The 19,144-nt window shown below is 73.6% G+C and carries 3 protein-coding genes; all 3 read right to left on the bottom strand.

Going from position 1 to position 19,144, the window contains the following annotated elements; all coding sequences use genetic code 11:
• Window positions 1-104: 104 nt before the first annotated feature.
• The 3 genes from Sri02f_RS01575 to Sri02f_RS42180 all read right to left on the bottom strand — a co-directional run bounded on the left by Sri02f_RS01575 (window position 105) and on the right by Sri02f_RS42180 (window position 18,953).
• Window positions 105-1,265 carry an alpha/beta hydrolase gene (locus Sri02f_RS01575; protein ID WP_108999220.1) on the bottom strand — a complete coding sequence of 387 codons (1,161 nt, stop codon included), beginning with the start codon at window positions 1,263-1,265 and terminating at the stop codon, window positions 105-107.
• A complete protein-coding gene (locus Sri02f_RS01570) occupies window positions 1,262-3,772 on the bottom strand; it encodes a thioester reductase domain-containing protein (protein WP_108999219.1) in 2,511 nt (836 codons plus the stop codon). The genes Sri02f_RS01575 and Sri02f_RS01570 overlap by 4 nt, the downstream gene beginning before the upstream one ends.
• A 118-nt stretch (window positions 3,773-3,890) precedes the next feature.
• Window positions 3,891-18,953, bottom strand: coding sequence for a type I polyketide synthase (locus Sri02f_RS42180; RefSeq protein ID WP_167467461.1), 15,063 nt, complete (start codon window positions 18,951-18,953; stop codon window positions 3,891-3,893).
• Window positions 18,954-19,144: the final 191 nt, after the last annotated feature.

The raw sequence follows: 19,144 nt of genomic DNA, 5'->3' as shown, positions 1-19,144 counted from the left end.
AGGGTGAGAGACGCGTTCGTCCTCACCCTCGGCCTCGCCGCGGACACACGTCGCGTCCGTGCCGTGCTGGGCCGGTCCGCCGTACGGCGGCCCGGCCCGGATCGTCACCGCCGCCTGTCGAGGAAGTCCAGGATGTACCCGAACACGTCGAGCGCGGCGCCCCGGCCGAGGAACGTGTCCAGGTGGCCGTAGCCGGGGATCTCCCGGTAGGTCACGTCCAGTTGGGGCTGGCGATGGGTGAGGACCTCCTGGCAGAGCTTCTGGGAGTCCAGCCACAGTTTGTTCTCGCTGCCCGCGATGAGCAGCACCGGGGTGTCGATACGTCCGGCGGCGTCGAGGGCGTTCTGCGGCAGCGCCCGGTAGCGGTGGTCGGTGTCGTGCCAGCGGACCACGCTCCGGGCCAGTTCGATACGGCGCAGATGCGGCACGATCCACAGCGGTGCCGGGCCGAACAGATCCGCCAGCCGGTCGTGGGTGGTCTCGGTCAGGTTGTCGTGGACGAAGAGCGAGGCGCCCATGCCCCAGGCCGAGTTGTGCAGCATCTGGCAGGTCGGGTCCGGGCAGTCAGCCTTGAAGGAGGCCAGCGCGAAGAGCGGGGTGTACTTGGACCACAGCCCCACCCTGCGGAAGTCGACCGGCACGTGATCCAGGCGTTTCTTCAGCAGTTCGTGCGCCACCGACATGCTCAGCGACATACGGCCCGCGAGTTTCGGCGTCAGGAACACGCCCTGCGAGACCACGCCCGCGAGCCCCGGGACCAGGCCGGCCGCCATGCTCATCGACAGGGTCATCGAGCCGATGCAGTGCGCGACGGCGAACAGCGGCCGGTCCCCGATCCGCTGCCGGATGTGGGAGACGGCGTCGGGGATGTCGTACAGGGATACGTCGTCGTACGTGTACTTCCGGCCGGTCTCGCTGTACGGGAGACGGCAGCTGCCCCGCCAGTCGAGGAGCCACGGCTCGTACCCGCCGTCCAGCAAAACATCGACGAGGTTGCGGGTCTCGGGCAGCAGGAACATGTCGGCGGACGCGGTGTGCCCGTGCAGGAGCAGTACGGCGGGCCGGTCATCCCGGGTGTTCCGGTCGGTCCCGCCGGGTCCGATGCGGGTCAGGCCGAGGCGGACGCCGTCCCTCGCGTGGAACGGGATCTCCTCCACGGACGCCGGGTCGAGACGGTGGTACAGCGGCCGGAGGGCGGCGCCCGTGCGGACCTTGCGGACGAGGGACCTGCTGCCGGCCGGCCTGGGGGTCCTGGAGAGGATCATCGGTTGCGCTCCGTGAAGTTCGGGTTCTGACGCAGGTCGAGCAGGTCCGCCGCGGCCCGGGCGAAGGGACCGAGCACGCTGCGGCCCGTCTCCATGCCGAACCAGGCGAGCCAGGTGAGCTTCGCGGCCCGCTTCTCCTGGGCGGTGAGCCGTGGGTCGACCTTGATGCCGTCGATCTGGTCGCGCACGTAACTGTCGGAGGGGACGACGATCTCGCCCTCGTACCGTGCGGGTTCCTTCTCGACGCCGATCCTGACGGTCAGCGCCCGGGTCTGCCGCCACACGTCACGGCGGGCGCGCATGAACTTGCGGCCCTCCAGCCACCAGTCGCGCCCGTCGGCGTCCCGCAGCCACAGCCGGTACAGCAGGAACGGGTGCCGCAGCCCGTGCTCCAGCGGAATGCCCTCCTCCGGGCGGACCCAGGCGTCGCCGTGCTGCACCACCAGCGGTTCGGGGTGCAGGGCCGTGCAGACCAGCTCGCCGCTGACATCGATCCGGCGCTCCTTCACCAGCTGGTACATGCCGGCGATGGAGAGCGTGAGCGCCATCGAGCAGGGGGTGTCGGGGCGTTCGCCGACCGGGCCGACCGTGCCCTCGATCGTCTCGGGGAACCACAGGTACGGCTGGTCGTCCTTGTGCGGGAGCCGGGACAGGCCGTTGTCCGCCAGCCGTTCGAACGTCTTCAGCTGGAGCTGGGCGCCGTAGCGGACCGCGGCCGGCAGGCCGAGCGCCTCGACGAGCGCGTCGGTGCGCTCGGTGGTGGCCGCCGGTCCCTTCAGCGTGGCCTCACAGAGCTTGAGGGCCGTGGGGCTCTGCAACACCCGGGTGAGGAAGTCCAGTTCGGGGATCGGCTCGGTCTGGAGCCGGTCCAGAGTGTCCATGCGCCACTCGTCCCAGTCCATGACGCGCGCGTTCATCCCGCTGAGCGCCATGTCCCCTACGGCGTCGTCCAGGGTGTTCGGCACACCGGTGAGGTTGTAGTCGTACCCCCAGGCATCCGGTTCGCAGACGACGCCGACCGCGACGCGGCTCACCCAGTCGACGGGCGCCCCGTTGAGGTAGCGGAAGGCGGGCATGGTGCGGAAGCGGGCGAATGCCGAGAACAGGCCGCTGCTCAGGTCCTGCGGGTTGTAGGCGCCGGTGAGGGTGTGGCCGGCGATACCGCCGGGACGCAGCGCGCTGACCACCAGCCCGTGGTCCCGGGCCCGGCGCAGCGCGACCTCCGCGGCCCACTTCGTCTGGTCGTAGCCGGAGACGAGCCGGTCCACGTGGGCGAGGGGGTCGTCCTCACCCATGGCGGTGATGCCGACCTGGTTGAAGACGGCGATGGAGGAGATGTGGTGCAGCGGCTTGGGCCGGCCGGTCGCCGCCAGCTCCGCCAGGGTCAGCGCGCCGAGGACGTTGCTGCGGCGCAGTGACTGGTAGCCGCGCAGGAAGTCCACGGCGGCGGCCACGCCGACGATGCTGTCCAGCTCGTACGCCAGGGCGTTCCACACGTCGTCGGGGAGACCGAGGCGGGGTTCGCGGATATCGCCGGGCAGGACGGTCACCCGGCGGCGGACCTCGGCGGACCACGGAATCTCGTAGCTGCGCAGCGCCTCGCCGAGCCGGGCGACGGCCGCCTTCTCGTCGGCTGCGCGGACCAGGCAGTAGACGTGGGCGTCGCTGTGCCGCAGCAGGTCGAGGAGCATATGGCCGCCGAGGAAGCCGGTGGCGCCGGTCAGCAGGACGCGGGTGGGCGGCAGCGGCTCGGGGACCTCGGTCCACGGGAGGCGGTCGGCGAGGGAGAGGTCGGCGAGGATCTGGTCGAGGTCCTCGGGGCGGGCGGTGGTGTGGGGGGCGTCGGCGCTGGTGAGCGTGGTGGGGAACGCGGGGGTCGCCGAAGGGTGGGACACGGGGCGGTGGGTGTGGGGCGCGGGCGCGGGGGCGGTGCCCGCCGCGGAGAGAGGGAGGGCGCCGCGGAGGGCGGGGACGGGAATCGGCTTTACGTCAGGTGTCGCCGGCCTTCCGTCAGGTGTCGCCGACCTGATGTCGGGTGCTTCGGGCGTCGCGGGTGCTTCGGCCGTCCCGGTGGCCTTGAACCAGCGGGCGGCCAGGGACCGGGGGCGGGCGTCGGCGAACACGTCGTCGAGGGCGATCGTCAGGCCCAGCTCGCGTTCGAGCGTGGCGACGAGTTCCACCGCGTGGACGGAGGTTCCGCCCGCGTCGAAGAAGTCGGCGTCCGGTGACAGCCGCCCGTCAGGCAGATGGCGGCCCGCCTCGGCGGCGATGGCGGCGGCCAGACCGTCCACGGTCCGCGGGGGCGCGGTGGCGCCCGCACGCGGGCCCGACCCGTCCGCGCCCGCGTCGCCCGGCTCCGCGGCCGGCAGGGGCGCCGACGTGGTCATGACCTGGGCCAGCAGGTCGCTCACGCTGAGCCCACCGCCACCCCGTTCGATCGACTCGCCGGCCGGACGCCGTCCCCGTCCGTCGCCGTACGCCGTTGTGTCCTCGTTCAGGTCACGCATCAAGAGCCCTTCGCGGTGTGCTTGTCGTTCACGGTGTGCTGCTCCTCCGTCGTGCGCGTGGTGCGTGTCGTGCGCTCGTTCCGGCGGTTCCCGTCGTTACGGCCGTTCCCGTCGTGGGTCACCGCTGCCAGGACCGAAACGCGCGCAGCTGTTCTGGTGTCGTCACCAGGCTCAGCCGTTCGTCGTCCTGATCGCCGCCCCCGAGTGCCGCGATCAGCCGGCGGGCCGGTACGTTGCGCGGGGTGCGTTCCGCCGACAGGCGGATCTTCGTGCAGTCCAGTTCCTCGGCGCGGCCGGCCAGCCAGCCCAGCAGCCGTTCCTCGACGCCGCGGCCCAGGGCCCGGCAGCTCATCGCCCAGCCCAGGACGTCGAGTTGGTCGCCGTCCCGGCGAACGGCGATGAGTCCGATCTGGCCGTAGTCGCCGAACCGGTCCCGGGCAGCCGCCGTCCACACCTCACCGGACCGCCGCCACCGCTCCAGGTCACGGCCGTCCGCCGAACGGGCCCGCATCGTGAACTGGTTGGTGCGGCGCACCAGTTGCTCGGCCCGCTGGACGTCGTCCCCCGTCAGTTCCCGGATGTCGACCTCCAGGCCCAGCTGGGCGAGGAACTCCTCGAAGCCGGCGCTCTCGCGTACGGCGTCGCGCTCCCGTTCCTGCTCGTAGAACTGCGCCCGCCGGGAGTCCTCCGCCGTCGCGGCGAGGGGCACCATCGGCCACAACCGGCCCAGGAACTCTTCCAGTCCGCCGACCGGCGGGCAGGTCACGGACAGCACCTGAGGGAGCGCCGCACGCACGCCCGCGATCTCGACCGGGTTGTCGTCCAGGAACAGGAAGCTGTCCGTTCCGAGGTTCAGCTCCCGTGCCGCGTTCGCCAGGCGATCCGACTTGGGACCCCAGGTCGCGGAGAACACACTGAAGTGCTCCTCCTTGAGCAGGCTGTCCGGGCGGTTCAGGACCGCCCGGACGGTGGTCTCGTCGTTGTTGCTGACCAGGACCAGCAGGGTGCCCGCGGCCCGCCACTGGAGGAGCCTGCGGGCGAGCAGGGCACGGGGACCGGTCAGGTCCACCGCCTCCGGGCCGGCCTCCCCGGCCACGCCGCTCCACAGGGTCTCGTCGCCGTCCACCGCGATCACCTTCGGCGCGGGGCGCCGCACGGCCCGGACGACGTCCGCCAGGGTCAGGGCCACCGCCGCCTGGAAGGGCGGGGTGAAGGGGAGATGGGCGAGCCGCTCGGTGCCGGGGTCGAAGACCTTGTCCACGGCGTGGTGCCGGGTCCAGTCGTCGGGCCGCAGCACCGCGATGCCGGGCGTCTCGGACAGCTCGTCTGCGATCTCCTGTTCCCAGCGGGCCAGCCGTTCGTCCGGGGCGGCTGTCGGCAGGAAGCCGACGACCAGGGGCTTACGGGTCCGCTCGGCCAGGGCGCGCAAGGCCTTCGGGTACTGGGTGCGCAGTTCGGCCAGGATCGTGTCGTCGACCGGGCCGAAGCGTTCCAGGTCCGCTGCCCGCAGCAGGGCCACGCCCACCGCCGCCGACGGGTCGGCGAAGACCCCGGCCGGATCGTGCAGGCTCGCCAGCACCTGGTGGTACGGGGCCTCCGCCACCGTGAGCGGGTCGCCGTCCGGGGTCCCGGCGCCGAGGGCCGCCTCGCACATCGCCGGGAGGTTGCCGAGCGCGAAGGTGGCGGCGAGCGCGAGGGTCGGCCGTGGGGTCGGGGCCGGGCGTACCGGGAGGGTGGGGTCCTCGGCCGCCTCGGTGAGCAGCCGCAGGAACTCCTCTCCCAGTGCGGTGGTGGCCGCCTTGTCAAGGATGTCGAGGTTGTGGTCGAGCCTGATCCAGCCCGCGTCCGGGATCATCGTGATCATCAGGTCGAGGTCGGAGTAGCCCGTCCCGACCGGCAGCATGGCCAGCCGGTCGAACCGGCCGCCGCCCGAGGCCCGTACGAAGTTGAAGTACACCTCGACGAGCGGTGCGTTCGGCCGGTGAAGTCCCTGTGCGGCGAGCGTGGGCAGCACGTCCGAGAACATGGCGCCCCGCGTGAGCACCCGGTTGAGGCGGCTGTCGGTGCGGCGCAACACCTCCGCGACGGATTCCTCGCCGCGGGCCTCGGCCGGGAAGGGCACCGGCACTCCGAAGAAACCGATCGCGTCGAACGCGTCGGCGTGGATGCGGGTGTCCACGGGGACGGCCAGGACGAAGCGGTCCCGCTGCCGCTCGCGTGCGAGGAGCACGGTCAGGATGCCCAGACAGAAGGCGGCGGGAGTGATCGCCAACCGGCTCGCCCGCTTCGATACCCGTTCCATCAGCTCGTCGGGGATCGCGAGGGTCACGCCGCCGGCCCGGAAGGACCGCGTCTCGGGACGAGGCCGGGACAGCTCCAGGTCGAGCCGGGCGCTGCCGTCGAACGCGGCGCGCCACTCGGCCGCCCCCGGGTCGGGGAGACCGTCCCCGGTCTGCTGCGCCTCGATGAGCAGGTCGATGTCCCGGTTGGTGACGGTGTCGTCCAGCGGGGTGCCGGACAGTTCGGCGTCGATCTCGGTCGCGACGAGCAGCAGCGACTGCAGGTCGCTCACCGCGTGGTGGGCGCCGAAGACCAGGATCTGGCCGCCCTCGGCACCGCCGTCGAGCAGCTCGAAACGCCACAGGGAGGAGGCGGTGAGGTCGAACGGCGGCTCCAGAAGCGCCCGCAGCCGTTCACCGGCGTCCACCGCGCCGTCCACGGTCGTGTTGTGCTTCAGCAGCGGCACTGCCGTCTCCCGGTCCACCCGCAACTGCCGCTCACGTCCCGTGCCGTCGACGATAGCCGTACGCAGGGCCGCGTGCCGTGCCGCCAGCCGGCGCAGGATCTCCGCCAGCGTGTCGCCGGTGGTCTGCGTCGTCAGCCGTACGGCGAGGCCGATGGCGTGCGCGGCGCTCGGGACGCCCTGCTGGGCGGTGCGCAGCAGGCGTACGACGTCCCGGGTCGCGGACCGCAGCTCGGTCTCGGCCACCTCGGGCCGGGCCGGGCCGGCGGCGGTGCCGGCCGTGGGCTCCCCGTCCGCCGCGGCCCTGGTGGCGCGCTCCGGCAGAGCCTCGCCAAGGGCGCGGGCGAGGCTGCGGATGTCGGCGGCCGAGAACACGGTGGCGGCGGGCAGCCGGACGTCCAGGTCCCGGGTGAAGGCGTTGCGCAGCCTGACCAGCATCAGGGAGTCCAGGCCCAGTTCCTTCAGGGCGGTGGTCGGGGACAGCTCGGTGGCCCCGCCCGAGACTTCGCCGACCCTGGCCCGTACATAGGCTTCGAGACGTTCGGCGCGGTCCTGGTCCCCGGTTGCCGTGAGCACCCTCCTGGCCAGGTCGTCCGAGCCGTCCGGGACGTCATCCGCGGAGACGCCGACGACATCACCGAGGATCGGGAGGGCCCGTGCCAGGTCCGGGTCGTGCGCGAAGGTCTCCCGGTCCAGGGCGACGGGGGCGAGCTGGCGGCGGCCGGAGGACAGCACGCGCTCGAACAGTTCGCCGCCGTCTCGAGGGGACAGGCCGACCAGTCCGGACCGGCTGGTCGAGGCGGCCCGGACATCGGACCCGGCGACCATGCCGACGCCGGTCCACGCACCCCAGTCGAGGCTGAGCGCGGCGCGTCCGAGGTGGGAGAGATGGTGCGCCCAGGCGTCGAGGAAGGCGTTCGCCGCCGAGTAGGGGCTTTGGCCCGCCGAGCCGAACAGGCCGGCCACGGAGGAGAAGAACACCAGGCTCTCGGCCTCGGGGACCAGCTCGGTGAGCAGGACGGTGCCCAGCGTCTTGGGAGCGAGGACACGCAGGACACGCTCGTCGGTCAGGTTGGGCACGGTGGCGTCGTCCAGCACACCGGCCGCGTGCACGACACCTGTGATCGGCCCGAGCGCGGTGCGTACGGTGTCCAGCGCGGCGTTCAGTCCGGCGCGGTCGGCCACGTCCGCGTGGGCCACATGCACGCGTACACCGCGTTCCTCGAGTGCCGCGATCCAGCCCGCCGCCTCGGCCGAGGGGGTGCCCCGGCTCATCAGGGCCAGCCGCCGGGCGCCGAGCCGCACCAGCCGCTCGGCGATGACCTGGCCGAGTCCGCCCAGGCCACCGGTGACCAGATACGTGCCGTCCGGGCGGACCCGGGCGCCGCTCGTGCCGCCGGTCTCGTACGCGTGCGCGTCGTCCGGGCGGGTGCGGGCCAGCCGGGGCACCAGGCGCCCGGTGTCGCGCAGGGCGACGAGAGGTTCGTCGTCGGCGTGGCGCAGCTGGGTCCACAGGGCCTCGGCACCGCCGTCGGACGGCAGGTCGACCAGCGTGACCGACAGCTCCGGGTACTCCTGCGCCACCGCGAGACCGAAGCCCCAGGCGAGCGCCTGCTCCGGGCGGGTCACCTCGGTGCTGCCCCCGGCGGCCTGACTGCCCCGTACGACCATGAACAGGCGGGGCGAACGGCCCCGGGAACCTTCGGCGAGCGCCCGCACCAGGTGCAGCGGGACAAGGACACCCAGCCGGGCCGCCTCCGCCACCGTGTCGGTCGGGTCGGCCGTGCCGACGGCCGGGGCGTCGAGCGCGGACAGCAGCACCACCCGCTCGGGCGCTCCGCCGTCCCCGAACGCCTCGTCCAGCAGGCGGGACAGGTGCTCCGGGTTCAGCGGGTCGAGGAGATACCGGCCGGGAGCCTCGGCCGTGAACGTCGTGGACCTGCGAGCCACGACGTGCGGCGCGTCGCCCAGGCGCGCCGCGAGGTCGTCGGCCACGCCCGTGTCGTCGGCGAGGATCAGCCACGGGCCGCGCGTCGGCGGCTCCTGGGCGGCGGGCCGGGGCTGCCAGCGGGTCTCGAAGAGGGCCTGGTCGAGTGGGGACGACGCGGCCAGCGTGAATTCCCCGATCTCCAGGAGGGGGCGCTCCTCCTCGTCCAGGACGGCGAGGTCCAGGGTGAGGCGGTCGCCGTCCACGGTGCGCAGCCGGCAGGCCGTCCAGGCCGGTGCGGTGCCCAGGCCGGTGAAGCGGAGCCGCCCGAGCCCGGCCGGCACGAACGTCCTGCCGGACGGTGTGTCGCCGGGCAGGGCCACCACCTGGAGGGCCGCGTCGAGCAGCGCCGGGTGCAGGAGGTGCCCGCCGCGCGCCTGTTCGGCGAGACGGCCCAGCGCCTGACGTCGTCCCGCCCGGCCTTCCCGGACGAGGCGGAAGGCGGGGCCGTAGTCGAGGCCGGCAGCGGTGAACCCGGTGTAGACGGCGGACGCGTCGACCGGATCGGCGCACTCCTCCCGCAGCGCGGCCGGGGTCAGATCGGCGAGGGGCTCGGCAGCGTCGGCGGCGGGGCTGTCGGCGGTGGGGCCGACGAGACCGGTGACGTGCGGTGTCCACGGGCCGGGCCGGCGGCCGCCCGCGGTGGCGGGCGGGGTCGGCCGGGAGGCGATGGTGAAGGCACGGGAGCCGTCCGCCTCCGGCCGCAGGACCAACTGCACCTGGACCGGCGTCTCGGCCTCGAGACGGAGCGGTCCCACGAACCCGACATCGGTCAGCCGCAGTTGCCGGCTGTCCCCGTTGCCCTGGCCGCGCAGGCCGTTCCCGCCGTCCTGGACCACGGACGCCGCTTCGAGCGCCATCTCCAGGAACGCGGCGGCGGGCAGCCAGACCTCGCCGGAGACGCGGTGGTCGGCCAGATAGGCGAAGCGGGCGTCGCGCAGGTCGAGGGTCGTCTGGAAGACGTGCCGGCCGGGTTCGTCGCTGGGCTCGACGTGTGTGCCGATCAGGGGCGTACCGGAGATCCCGGCGGTCTCGGCGGAGCCGGGTGTCAGCCAGTGCCGCTCGCGGGTGAAGGGGTAGGTGGGCAGGTCGACACGGTTTCCCGAGGGGAACGCGACGGACCAGTCAGGAGTGTGACCGGCCACGTACAGCTCGCCCGCCCGGCGCAGCAGATCCGCCATGTCACCGCCGTCGCGGCGCAGCGAGCCGACCGTCACCGCGGCCACGCCCGCCGAGGCGGCGATCTCCTCGATCGACGCGGCCAGCGACGGATGCGGGCTCAGCTCGACGAAGTACCGGTAGCCGTCGTCCAGCATGCGCCCGATGGTGTCGGCGAACCGTACCGGCTCGCGCAGGTTGGCGTACCAGTAGTCCGCGTCCAGCAGTTCACCGGGCACCGGCTCGGCCAGCACCGACGAGTAGAGCGGGACCCGCGGCTGCCCCCCGGTGACGTTCGCGAGCGCGTCCAGCAGTTCCGCGCGCACGGCTTCCATCCGGGGGCTGTGCGAGGCGAACGGCGTGCTCAGCCCGTGGACCTTTGCCCCGCGCTCCTCGCAGTCCCGGCGCAGCCGCGCCAGGGCGTCCACGTCACCGGAGACCGCCGTGGAGTGCGCGTGGTTGACGGCCCCGATGAAGAGTTCGCCCTCGTACGGGGCGAGCAGCGCCTCCACCTCGGCCGGGGAGAGTCCCACGGCCAGCATGCCGCCCCGGCCCACCAGCGGCGCGACCGCGGCGGCCCGCCGGATCACCACAGCGGCCGCGTCGTCCAGCGACAGCGCGCCCGCCGTGTACGCGGCGGCGATCTCGCCCAGGCTGTGTCCGACCACCGCGTCCGGCGACACTCCGAGGGCGCGCCAGGCAGCGGCCAGCGCGGCGTTCACCGCGAACAGCACCGGCTGCAGCACCTCCGTACGGCCGAAGGCGGCTTCGGCGTCCGCCGAGCGCAGTACGTCGACGACCGACCATCCGGCATGACGCCGGATCGCCTCGTCGATGCGGGACAGCTCCTCCCGGAACACCTCGGACCCGGCCATCAGGTCCGTGCACATGCCCGGCCACTGACCGCCGTGCCCGGAGAACACGAACGCGACCTTGCCGTCGGCCCCGGTGGGGGAGCCCGACGGCCGGACGTGCCCGGCCGCCAGGGCGTCCAGTTCCGTCAGCAGCCCGTCCCGGTCGTCCGCGACCACGGCCGCGCGCCGCTCGAAGTGACTGCGATGCCGGGCCAGTGTGAACGCCACATCCTGCGGCGGCAGTTCGGCCCCTGCCGCTCCCTCTGCCCGGGCCGTCCGCTCGGCCAGCCCTGCCGCCTGGGCGCGCAGGGCGGTGTCGTCGCGGGCGGAGAGCACGAACAGCCCCGGTCGTCCCGCGGCGGGCAGGGCGGACCCGACGGACACGGCGGCCTGCGTCCTGGTCTGCGAGGCGATGGGCGCGGTGGTCCGCGAGGCGGCCTGCGGGGTGGCCTGTGGGGCCTCCTCCACGATCACGTGCGCGTTGGTGCCGCTGATCCCGAACGAGCTGATCCCGGCCCGCCGTACCCGTTCACCGTCCGCCGGCCAGGCGACCTCCTCCCGAAGCAGCCGCAACCCGCTGCTCTCCCAGTCCACATGGCGGGTCGGTATGTCCGCGTGGAGGGTCCTCGGCAGGGTGTGGTGCCGCAGCGACTGCACGACCTTGATCAGTCCGACGATGCCCGAAGCCGCCTGCAGATGCCCGATGTTGGACTTCAGCGAGCCCAGATGGAGCGGCCGGTCCTCGGGACGGGAGCCGCCGAACACCGCTGCCAGGGCGTTCGCCTCGATCGGGTCCCCCAGCGTCGTACCCGTGCCGTGCGCCTCGACGAAGTCGATGTCCCCGGGGGCCAGCCCGGACTGTTCCAGCGCGCGTCGGATCACCTGCTCCTGCGCCGGACCGTTGGGAGCGCTGAGCCCCTGACTGTGACCGTCCTGGTTGACCGCCGTGCCGCGCAGCACGGCGAGCACCTCGTCGCCGTCCCGCCGCGCGTCGCTCAGCCGCTTCAGTACGACCATGCCGGCGCCCTCGCCCCACACGGCGCCGTCGGCGTCGTCGGAGAAGGACCGGCAGCGACCCGTCGGGGACAGCCCGCGCAGCCGGCTGAACTCGACGAAGATCTGCGGCGTGACCATCAGCGTCACGCCACCGGTCAGCGCCAGGTCGCACTCGCCCGAACGCAGCGCCTGCGCCGCCAGATGCAGCGCCACCAACGACGACGAGCACGCCGTGTCCACGGTCAGCGCCGGCCCGTGCAGGCCCAGGGAGTAGGCGAGCCGGCCCGAGGCCACGCTCAGCGCGGAACCCGTGCCGACGTAGCCGTTGAACTGGTCGAGCCGGGAACCGGCCGAGTACTCGCTGCCGAACAGCCCGAGATAGACCCCCGTGGTGCTGCCAGTGAGGTCCGCGGGCACGATCCCGGCGCGCTCCAGGGCTTCCCACGCCGTCTCCAGGAGCAGCCGCTGCTGCGGGTCCATCGCCGCCGCCTCGACCGGGGTGATCCCGAAGAAGGCCGCGTCGAAGGAGTCGATCCCGTCGAGGAAACCGCCCTCCCGGACGTAGGACTTGCCCATCACCTCCGGGTCCGGGTCGTACAGCGCGTCCACGTCCCAGCGCTCCGCCGGGAACGGGCCCACCGCGTCCCGTCCCTCCACGACGAGGCGCCACAGCCCCTCGGGGTCACGGACTCCGCCGGGCACGCGACAGGCCATGGAGACCACGGCCACCGGTTCGTCGGTCGCGGGGGCCGGCACACGTGGCCGTACGGCGTCGGACACGGTCGGCGTGGCGTGGTCGGCCTCGGCCCCGGACCCGGGCAGGCTCCGCAGCAGGTACTGGGCGAGCCGGGCCGGCGTCGGGTGGTCGAACAGCAGCGTCGCCGGGAGCTTGCGGCCGAGGCGGGCACTGAGGCGGTTGCGGAGTTCGACGGCGAGGAGCGAGTCGAGGCCGAGGTCACGCAGGGGCCGGCCGAGGTTCACGGAGCCCGCCGCGTCCAGGTTCAGGACATCGCAGACCTGCTCTCGGACCAACGCGGTGACCTGATCGGCCCGTTCGGGCGCGGGAAGGCGGGCCAGCCGGTCCGCGAGGTTTGTGCCGGCCTCCTGACCGGCGACGGCGACCCGGCGCAAGGGGGCGGGCGCCCGGATCAGGCCGCGGAGCAAGGGCGGAACGGGCCCGGTGAGGCGGTCGGTGTCGAGCTTCGCGGGGATCACGACGGAAAGGCCGGTGTTCAGCGCGGAGTCGAGGAGAGCCATTCCCTCCTCGGCGGTGAGCGCGTCGGCGCCCGCCCGGGCCAGTCGGCGCAGTTCCGCCTCGCCGAGGTGAGCGGTCATCCCACCGCGCGGGGCCCACAGGCCCCAGGCGAGCGACACCGCGGGCAGCCCGACCGACCGCCGTCGCCCGGCGAGAGCGTCCAGCCCGGCGTTCGCGGACGCGTAGTTGGCCTGGCCCGCGTTGCCGATCACCCCGGCCAGCGAGGAGAACAGGACGAACCACGCCAGGTCGAGACCGGCTGTCAGCTCGTGCAGCACCACCGCGGCGTCGGACTTGGGGCGGGCCACCGTCGTCAGTCGTTCCGGTGTGAGCTGCTCGACCACACCGTCGTCGAGGACACCGGCCGCGTGGATCACCGCCGTCAGCGGATGCTCCCCGGGTATGCCCGCGAGGAGTGCGGCGACCGCGTCCCGGTCGGCGACGTCGCACGCGGCCACGGACGCCGTGGCGCCGAGTCCGCCGAGTTCCTCGGTGAGTTCGCGCATACCGTCGGCATCCGCGCCGCGCCGGCCGACGAGGAGCAGTCGGCGGGCGCCGTGCCGCGTCACCAGATGCCGGGCCACCAGCCGGCCCAGGGTGCCGGTGGCGCCGGTGATCAGTACGGTGCCGTCCGGGTCGAGTGGCACGGGGACCGTCAGGACGATCTTGCCGGTGTGCCGTCCCTGGCTCAGCCGGCGGAACGCCTCCGGGGCCCTTCGCACGTCCCACACCGTGAGCGGCGGCGGCGTCAGCACGCCCTCGCCGAACAGCCGCAGCACCTCGGCGAGCAGCTGCCCGATCCGTTCGTGCCCCGCCTCCCACAGATCGCAGGAACAGTAGGATGTGCCGGGGTACCGGGCGGCCGTCTCGTCCGCGTCCCCGATGCCGGTCCTGCCCAGCTCGACGAACCGGCCGCCGTCGGCCAGCGTCCGCAGCGACGCGTCCGCGAACTCGCCCTCGAGCGAGCCGAGCACGACGTCCACGCCCCGTCCGTCCGTCGCCGCCCGCACGCGCTGTTCGAACTCCAGGTCGCGGGAGGCCGCGATGTGTGTCTCGTCGAGGCCCTGGGCCCGCAGTGCGTCCCACTTCCCGGGACTCGCCGTAGCGAACACCTCGGCCCCGAGATGCCGGGCGAGCTGCACCGCCGCCATGCCCACCCCGTCGGCCGCGTCATGGATCAGCACCGACTCCCCGGCCCGCAGACCGGCCAGCTCCACCAGACCGTGGTACGCGCTCAGATACGCCACCGGCACCGCCGCCGCCTGCGCGTACGACCAGCCATCCGGGATGCGCGCCATCGTCCGGTGGTCCGCCACGGTCACCGGACCCAACGCGCCCCCGGGCACCAGCCCCATGACCCGGTCGCCGGGCGCGAGGCCGCGCACCTCCGGGCCGGCCTCCGTCACCACGCCCGCGATCTCCCCGCCGAGGCCCGGTCGGCTGTCGGCCGTGCCGAGAGCGACGGCCACGTCGCGGAAGTCCAGACCGGCGGCACGTACGGCGATCCGGACCTCGCCCGTCCCCAGGGGGCGGCCGATGTCGTCGTGGGGGACGAGTGTGAGGCCGTCCGGCGTCTTGTCACCGGTGGCCTCCAGCCGCCAGGCCGACGCCCCGTCGTCCGGGACGACCAGTGTCCCGCGACCCGTCAGGGGGGCCAGCCGCGGCGCGAACGGCTTCCCGCCGCGAACGGCGAGTTGGTGCTCGCCCGTGGCCAGGGCGGTCGCGAGCGCGGGCCGCCACTCGTCCGACCCGTCGTCGAGGTCCACGAGCACGAACCGGCCCGGGTGCTCCGACTGCGCCGAGCGCACCAGCCCCCATACGGCTGCCTGCGCCGGGTCGGGGGCGTCGTCGTCGGGACCGGTGGTGACCGCGTGGCGGGTGACCAGCAGCAGCCGGGTGTCGGCGGAGAGGCTGGCATGCACTCCGGCCAGCGCCTCGGTGACGGTGGGGCGGATGAGAACGGCCGTTTCCGGGACGGCCGTTTCCGGAGCGGTGCTGTCCGGAGCAGTGGGTTCCGGAGCAGTGGGTTCCGAGATGGCATCGTGCGGGGCTGTGAGGTCTGGGACGGTGGCTGCCCGGGCGGCCGGCACCGCGGCAATCCGTTCCACCTCGGTCCACTCCACCTCGTACAGCGAGTCGAGCCGAGGGACCGGGAGGGCACCGGACAACTCGCGCAGGGCGAGGGAGTCCACCGTGACCACGGGCGCGCCCGTGGCGTCGACGGCGAGCAGGGCGAGCTCGCGGTCCCCCGTGCGCCGCAGCCGCAGCCGCAGCCGGGACGCGCCCGTCGCGTGCAGCCGAACGCCGGACCAGCTGAACGGCAGCAGGGCCCGGGACTCGTCGTGATCCCCCGCCCGCAGCGCGTGCAGTGCCGCGTCCCACAGGGCGGGGTGCAGGCCGAAGCGGTCCACGCCGTCCACATGTTCGGGAAGCGCCACCTCGGCGTAGAGGTCGCCGTCCGAGCGCCATACGGCACCGAGGCCCCGGAAGGCCGGGCCGTATCCGTAGCCGTCCTCGCGAAGCCGGTCGTACAGGTCGTCGACGGGGAGCGGCAGGGCGCCGGGCGGCGGCCACTGGCCGAGACCGTCGGCGGGGACCGCCGGTCCGGCGGCCAGGGTGCCGGAGGCGTGCCGGGTCCAGGTCCGGCTCCCGGCCGAGGCGTCGGGGCAGGAGGACACGGTGAGCGGGCGGCGGCCGTCCGCGTCGGGGGCGTCCACCCACACCTGGACGCGTACGGCGTCGCCGGGAGCGAGTACCAGCGGGGTGTGCAGGGTCAGTTCCTCGACGACCGGACAGCCGACCTGGTCCCCGGCGCGGACCGCCATCTCGGCGAAGGCCGTTCCGGGAAGCAGGACGTTGCCGTTGACGGCGTGGTCGACGAGCCAGGGGTGGGCACCGGGCGACAGCACTCCACTGAGCAGCCACTGGTCGGCGCCGGCCACCGCGACGGCGGCGGTCAGCAGGGCGTGCCCGGTGCTCTCCAGACCGGCGGCGGTGACGTCCGAGCCGCCGTCGGCCGCATGGTCCAGCCAGTACCGGCTGCTCTGGAAGGCGTAGGTCGGAAGGTCGGTGACGGGCCCCGGGGCGACCAGCCGATGCCAGTCCACCGGTCGTCCGTGGACGTGGAGTTCGGCGGCGGCCCGGTCTAGGCAGGCGGGCCCGTCCTCGTGCCGGCGCAGGGAACCGGCCGCGACGATGTCCCGGTCCGTGTCCTCGGCGACGGTCCGCAGGGCGGTGAGGAGGGCTGGGTGCGGGCTCAGTTCGACGAAGTAGCGGTAGCCGTCGGCGGCCATGCGCTCCACGGTCGGGGCGAAGCGGACCGGTTCACGCAGGTTGCGGTACCAGTAGTCGGCCTCCAGCTCCTCGGCCACCGGCTCTCCGGAGACGGTGGAGTACCAGTCGACCGAGGTGGGGAGGGCCACCACCCCGTCGAGTTCCGCGAGGATCGTCTCCCGGACCGGCTCGACCCGGGCGCTGTGGGAGGCGTAGTCGACATCGATACGGCGGACGAACACCTGCTGCCGGTCGAGGTCGGCGAGGAGGGCTTCCAACGCTTCCACCTCGCCGGCGACCACCGTCGACCTGCCGCTGTTGATCGCGGCGACGGAGACCCTGCCGTCGAGGTCGGCGAGGTGTGCGGCCACCTCCTCGTGCGGCAGGGCCACGACGGCCATGGTGCCGGTGCCGGCGAGGCCGGTCAGGGCCTGGCTGCGCAGGGCGACCACGGCCGCCGCGTCGTTGAGGCTGAGCGCCCCGGCGACACAGGCGGCGGCCACCTCGCCCTGGCTGTGCCCGATCACGGCGTCGGGGCGTACGCCGCGGGACCGCCACACTGCGGCCAACGAGACCATGACGGCGAAGAGCACCGGCTGGACCACGTCGACCCGGTCCAGGGACGGGGCTCCGGTGCCGCCGCGCAGGACCGTGGCCACCGACCAGCCGGTGAAGGGGCGCAGGGCGGCGTCGCAGCGGTCGAGTTCGTCCGCGAACACCGGGTCACGGTCGAGCAGATCCCGGGCCATACCGGCCCACTGGGAACCCTGGCCGGGAAAGACGAAGGCCACCTTTCCCGGGGGAAGGGTCTGCCCGGGGCCGACGACCGTGTCCGTTCCGTCCCGTCCCTCGGCCAGGTCGGCCAGAGCGGCGAGGAGTTCGTCGGAGTGGGCCGCTTGGACGACGGCACGGTGCTCGAAGTGCGTACGGTGACGGGCCAGCGTCCTGGCGACCCCGGGGAGAGGCGTCCGGGGTTCGGCCGCGAGGGCGTCGAGTAAGCGGGCGGCCTGCCCGCGCAGGGCGGGGAGGGTACGGGCGGAGAGGGGGAAGAGCAGCGGCGCGGCGGACGCGGTACCCGGCTGGTCGTCGGCAGAGAGGGCGCCGGGCGGCTGCCGGGTGGACGTGGGGTCGACGGTGGTGGCTTCGTCGGCGGTGGGTTCGGTGGCCGTGGGCTCGTCGGTCGTGGGGCCGGTGGCGGTATTTTCGACGGCTGTCGGCTGCCCGGTCTCCGTCGTCGGGGCGTCGGCCGTCGGCCGTCCGGCCCGTGTCGGCCGACGGGCACCCGTCAGGTCCGCGGGTGCCTCTTCCAGGACGACGTGGGCGTTGGTGCCGCTGATGCCGAAGGCGCTGATGCCTGCCCGTCGTACCCGGTGGCCGTCGCGTGGCCAGGACTGTGCCTGACTCCGCACGCGCAGTCCGCTGTCCGCCCAGTCGACGTACTCCGTCGGCGTCCCGGCGTGCAGGGACGCCGGAAGCAGCTCCTCGCCGAGGGCCAGCACCGTCTTGATGACGCCGCCGACGCCCGCCGCTGCCCCCATGTGGCCGATGTTGGACTTCAACGAGCCCACGCCCAGCGGCTGTTCCACGGGACGTCCCGGCCCGAACACCGCAGCCAGCGCCCGGCCCTCGATGGGGTCCCCGAGCTTCGTTCCGGTGCCGTGGGCCTCGATGTAGTCCACGTCGTGCGGCGTGAGCCCGGCGGCGTCCAGGGCCGCGCGCACCACCCGCTCCTGCGCGAGGCCGTTGGGTGCGCTGAGCCCTTGGCTGCGGCCGTCCTGGTTGACCGCGGACCCCTTGACGACTGCGAGCACGCGGTCACCGTCCCGGCGCGCGTCACTCAGTCGCTTGAGCAGCACGAGACCGCAGCCCTCGGCCCACACGACACCGTCGGCCCCGGCCCCGAACGGGCTGCACCTCCCGGACGGCGACAAGCCGCGCAGCCTGCTGAACTCGACGTGGCCGCGCGCGGAGACCAGGAGCGTCGCACCGCCCGCCAGTGCGAGGTCGCACTCACCGGCGGCCAGCGCACGCGCGGCCAGATGCAGGGCGACCAGAGAGGAGGAGCAGGCGGTGTCCACGGTCACGGCCGGCCCCTGGAGGCCCAGGGTGTACGCGATACGGCCGGAGGCCACGCTGGACGCCGAGCCCGTACCCACATGCCCGTCCAGCTGGTCCAGGCCGGCCGCCGCGAGGTATCGGCTGTTGTACAGGCCGACGTAGACGCCCGTGGAGCTGCCGTTCAGCGTCTCGGGAACGATCCCGGCGCGCTCGATCGTCTCCCAGGAGGTTTCCAGCAGCAGCCGCTGCTGGGGGTCCATCGCGGCGGCCTCGCGGGGCGAGATCCCAAAGAAGGAGGCGTCGAAGCGGTCGATGCCCGAGAGGAAGCCGCCGCGCAGGCTGTACGCCTTGCCGGTGGCGTCGGGGTCGGGGTCGTAGAGTCCCGGGGTGTCCCAACGGCCCGCCGGTGCCTCCGTGATGACGTCCGCGCCGTCGACGAGCAGTCTCCACAACGCCTCGGGGGTGTCGGCTCCGCCGGGGAACCGGCAGGCCATGGAGATGATCGCGATGTCGTCCGCGACGGCGGGTGTGCCCTTCGGCGCGGCGGCCGACGTCGCGGGCGACGCCGCCCTGGCCGGGCCGTCGTCGAGGACGGCCTCGGCGATCGACGCGACGGTGGGGTGGTTGTACAGGAGGGACGGGTCCAGCGGGCGGCCGACCAGCGAGGAGAGGCCTGCGGCCAGGGAGACCAACTGACGTGAGCCCAGGCCGAACTCGGCGATCGGCCGGTCCGGTCCGATATCGGCCGGGTCCAGAGCCCCTTGCTCGGCGATGGCGGTCGCGAGCCAGGCGCGTACACCTTCCGCGGTCGTGGGGGACGGGGTGGAGGCGTGCTTCCGGGAATCGTGCGCAGGCATCTGGGAAGAGGTTCCTCGTGTGGCTGGGCCCAGCCGCCCTCGGCCGGAGAACGGCAGGGCGGCGCGCGAGCGGTGTACGGAGGCGTGGGGAACACGGAGGCGCTGGGGACACGGCCGTGGGGAATGCGTCGCGGTGAACACGGCCGCCCCGATCCGGCCCGCACGGTGAGGGTGGGGCCGAGAGGTCACCG

This window comes from Streptomyces rishiriensis, assembly GCF_003112535.1.
GTDB lineage: Bacteria > Actinomycetota > Actinomycetes > Streptomycetales > Streptomycetaceae > Streptomyces > Streptomyces rishiriensis.
This window is presented reverse-complemented; position numbering and strand designations above follow the sequence as displayed.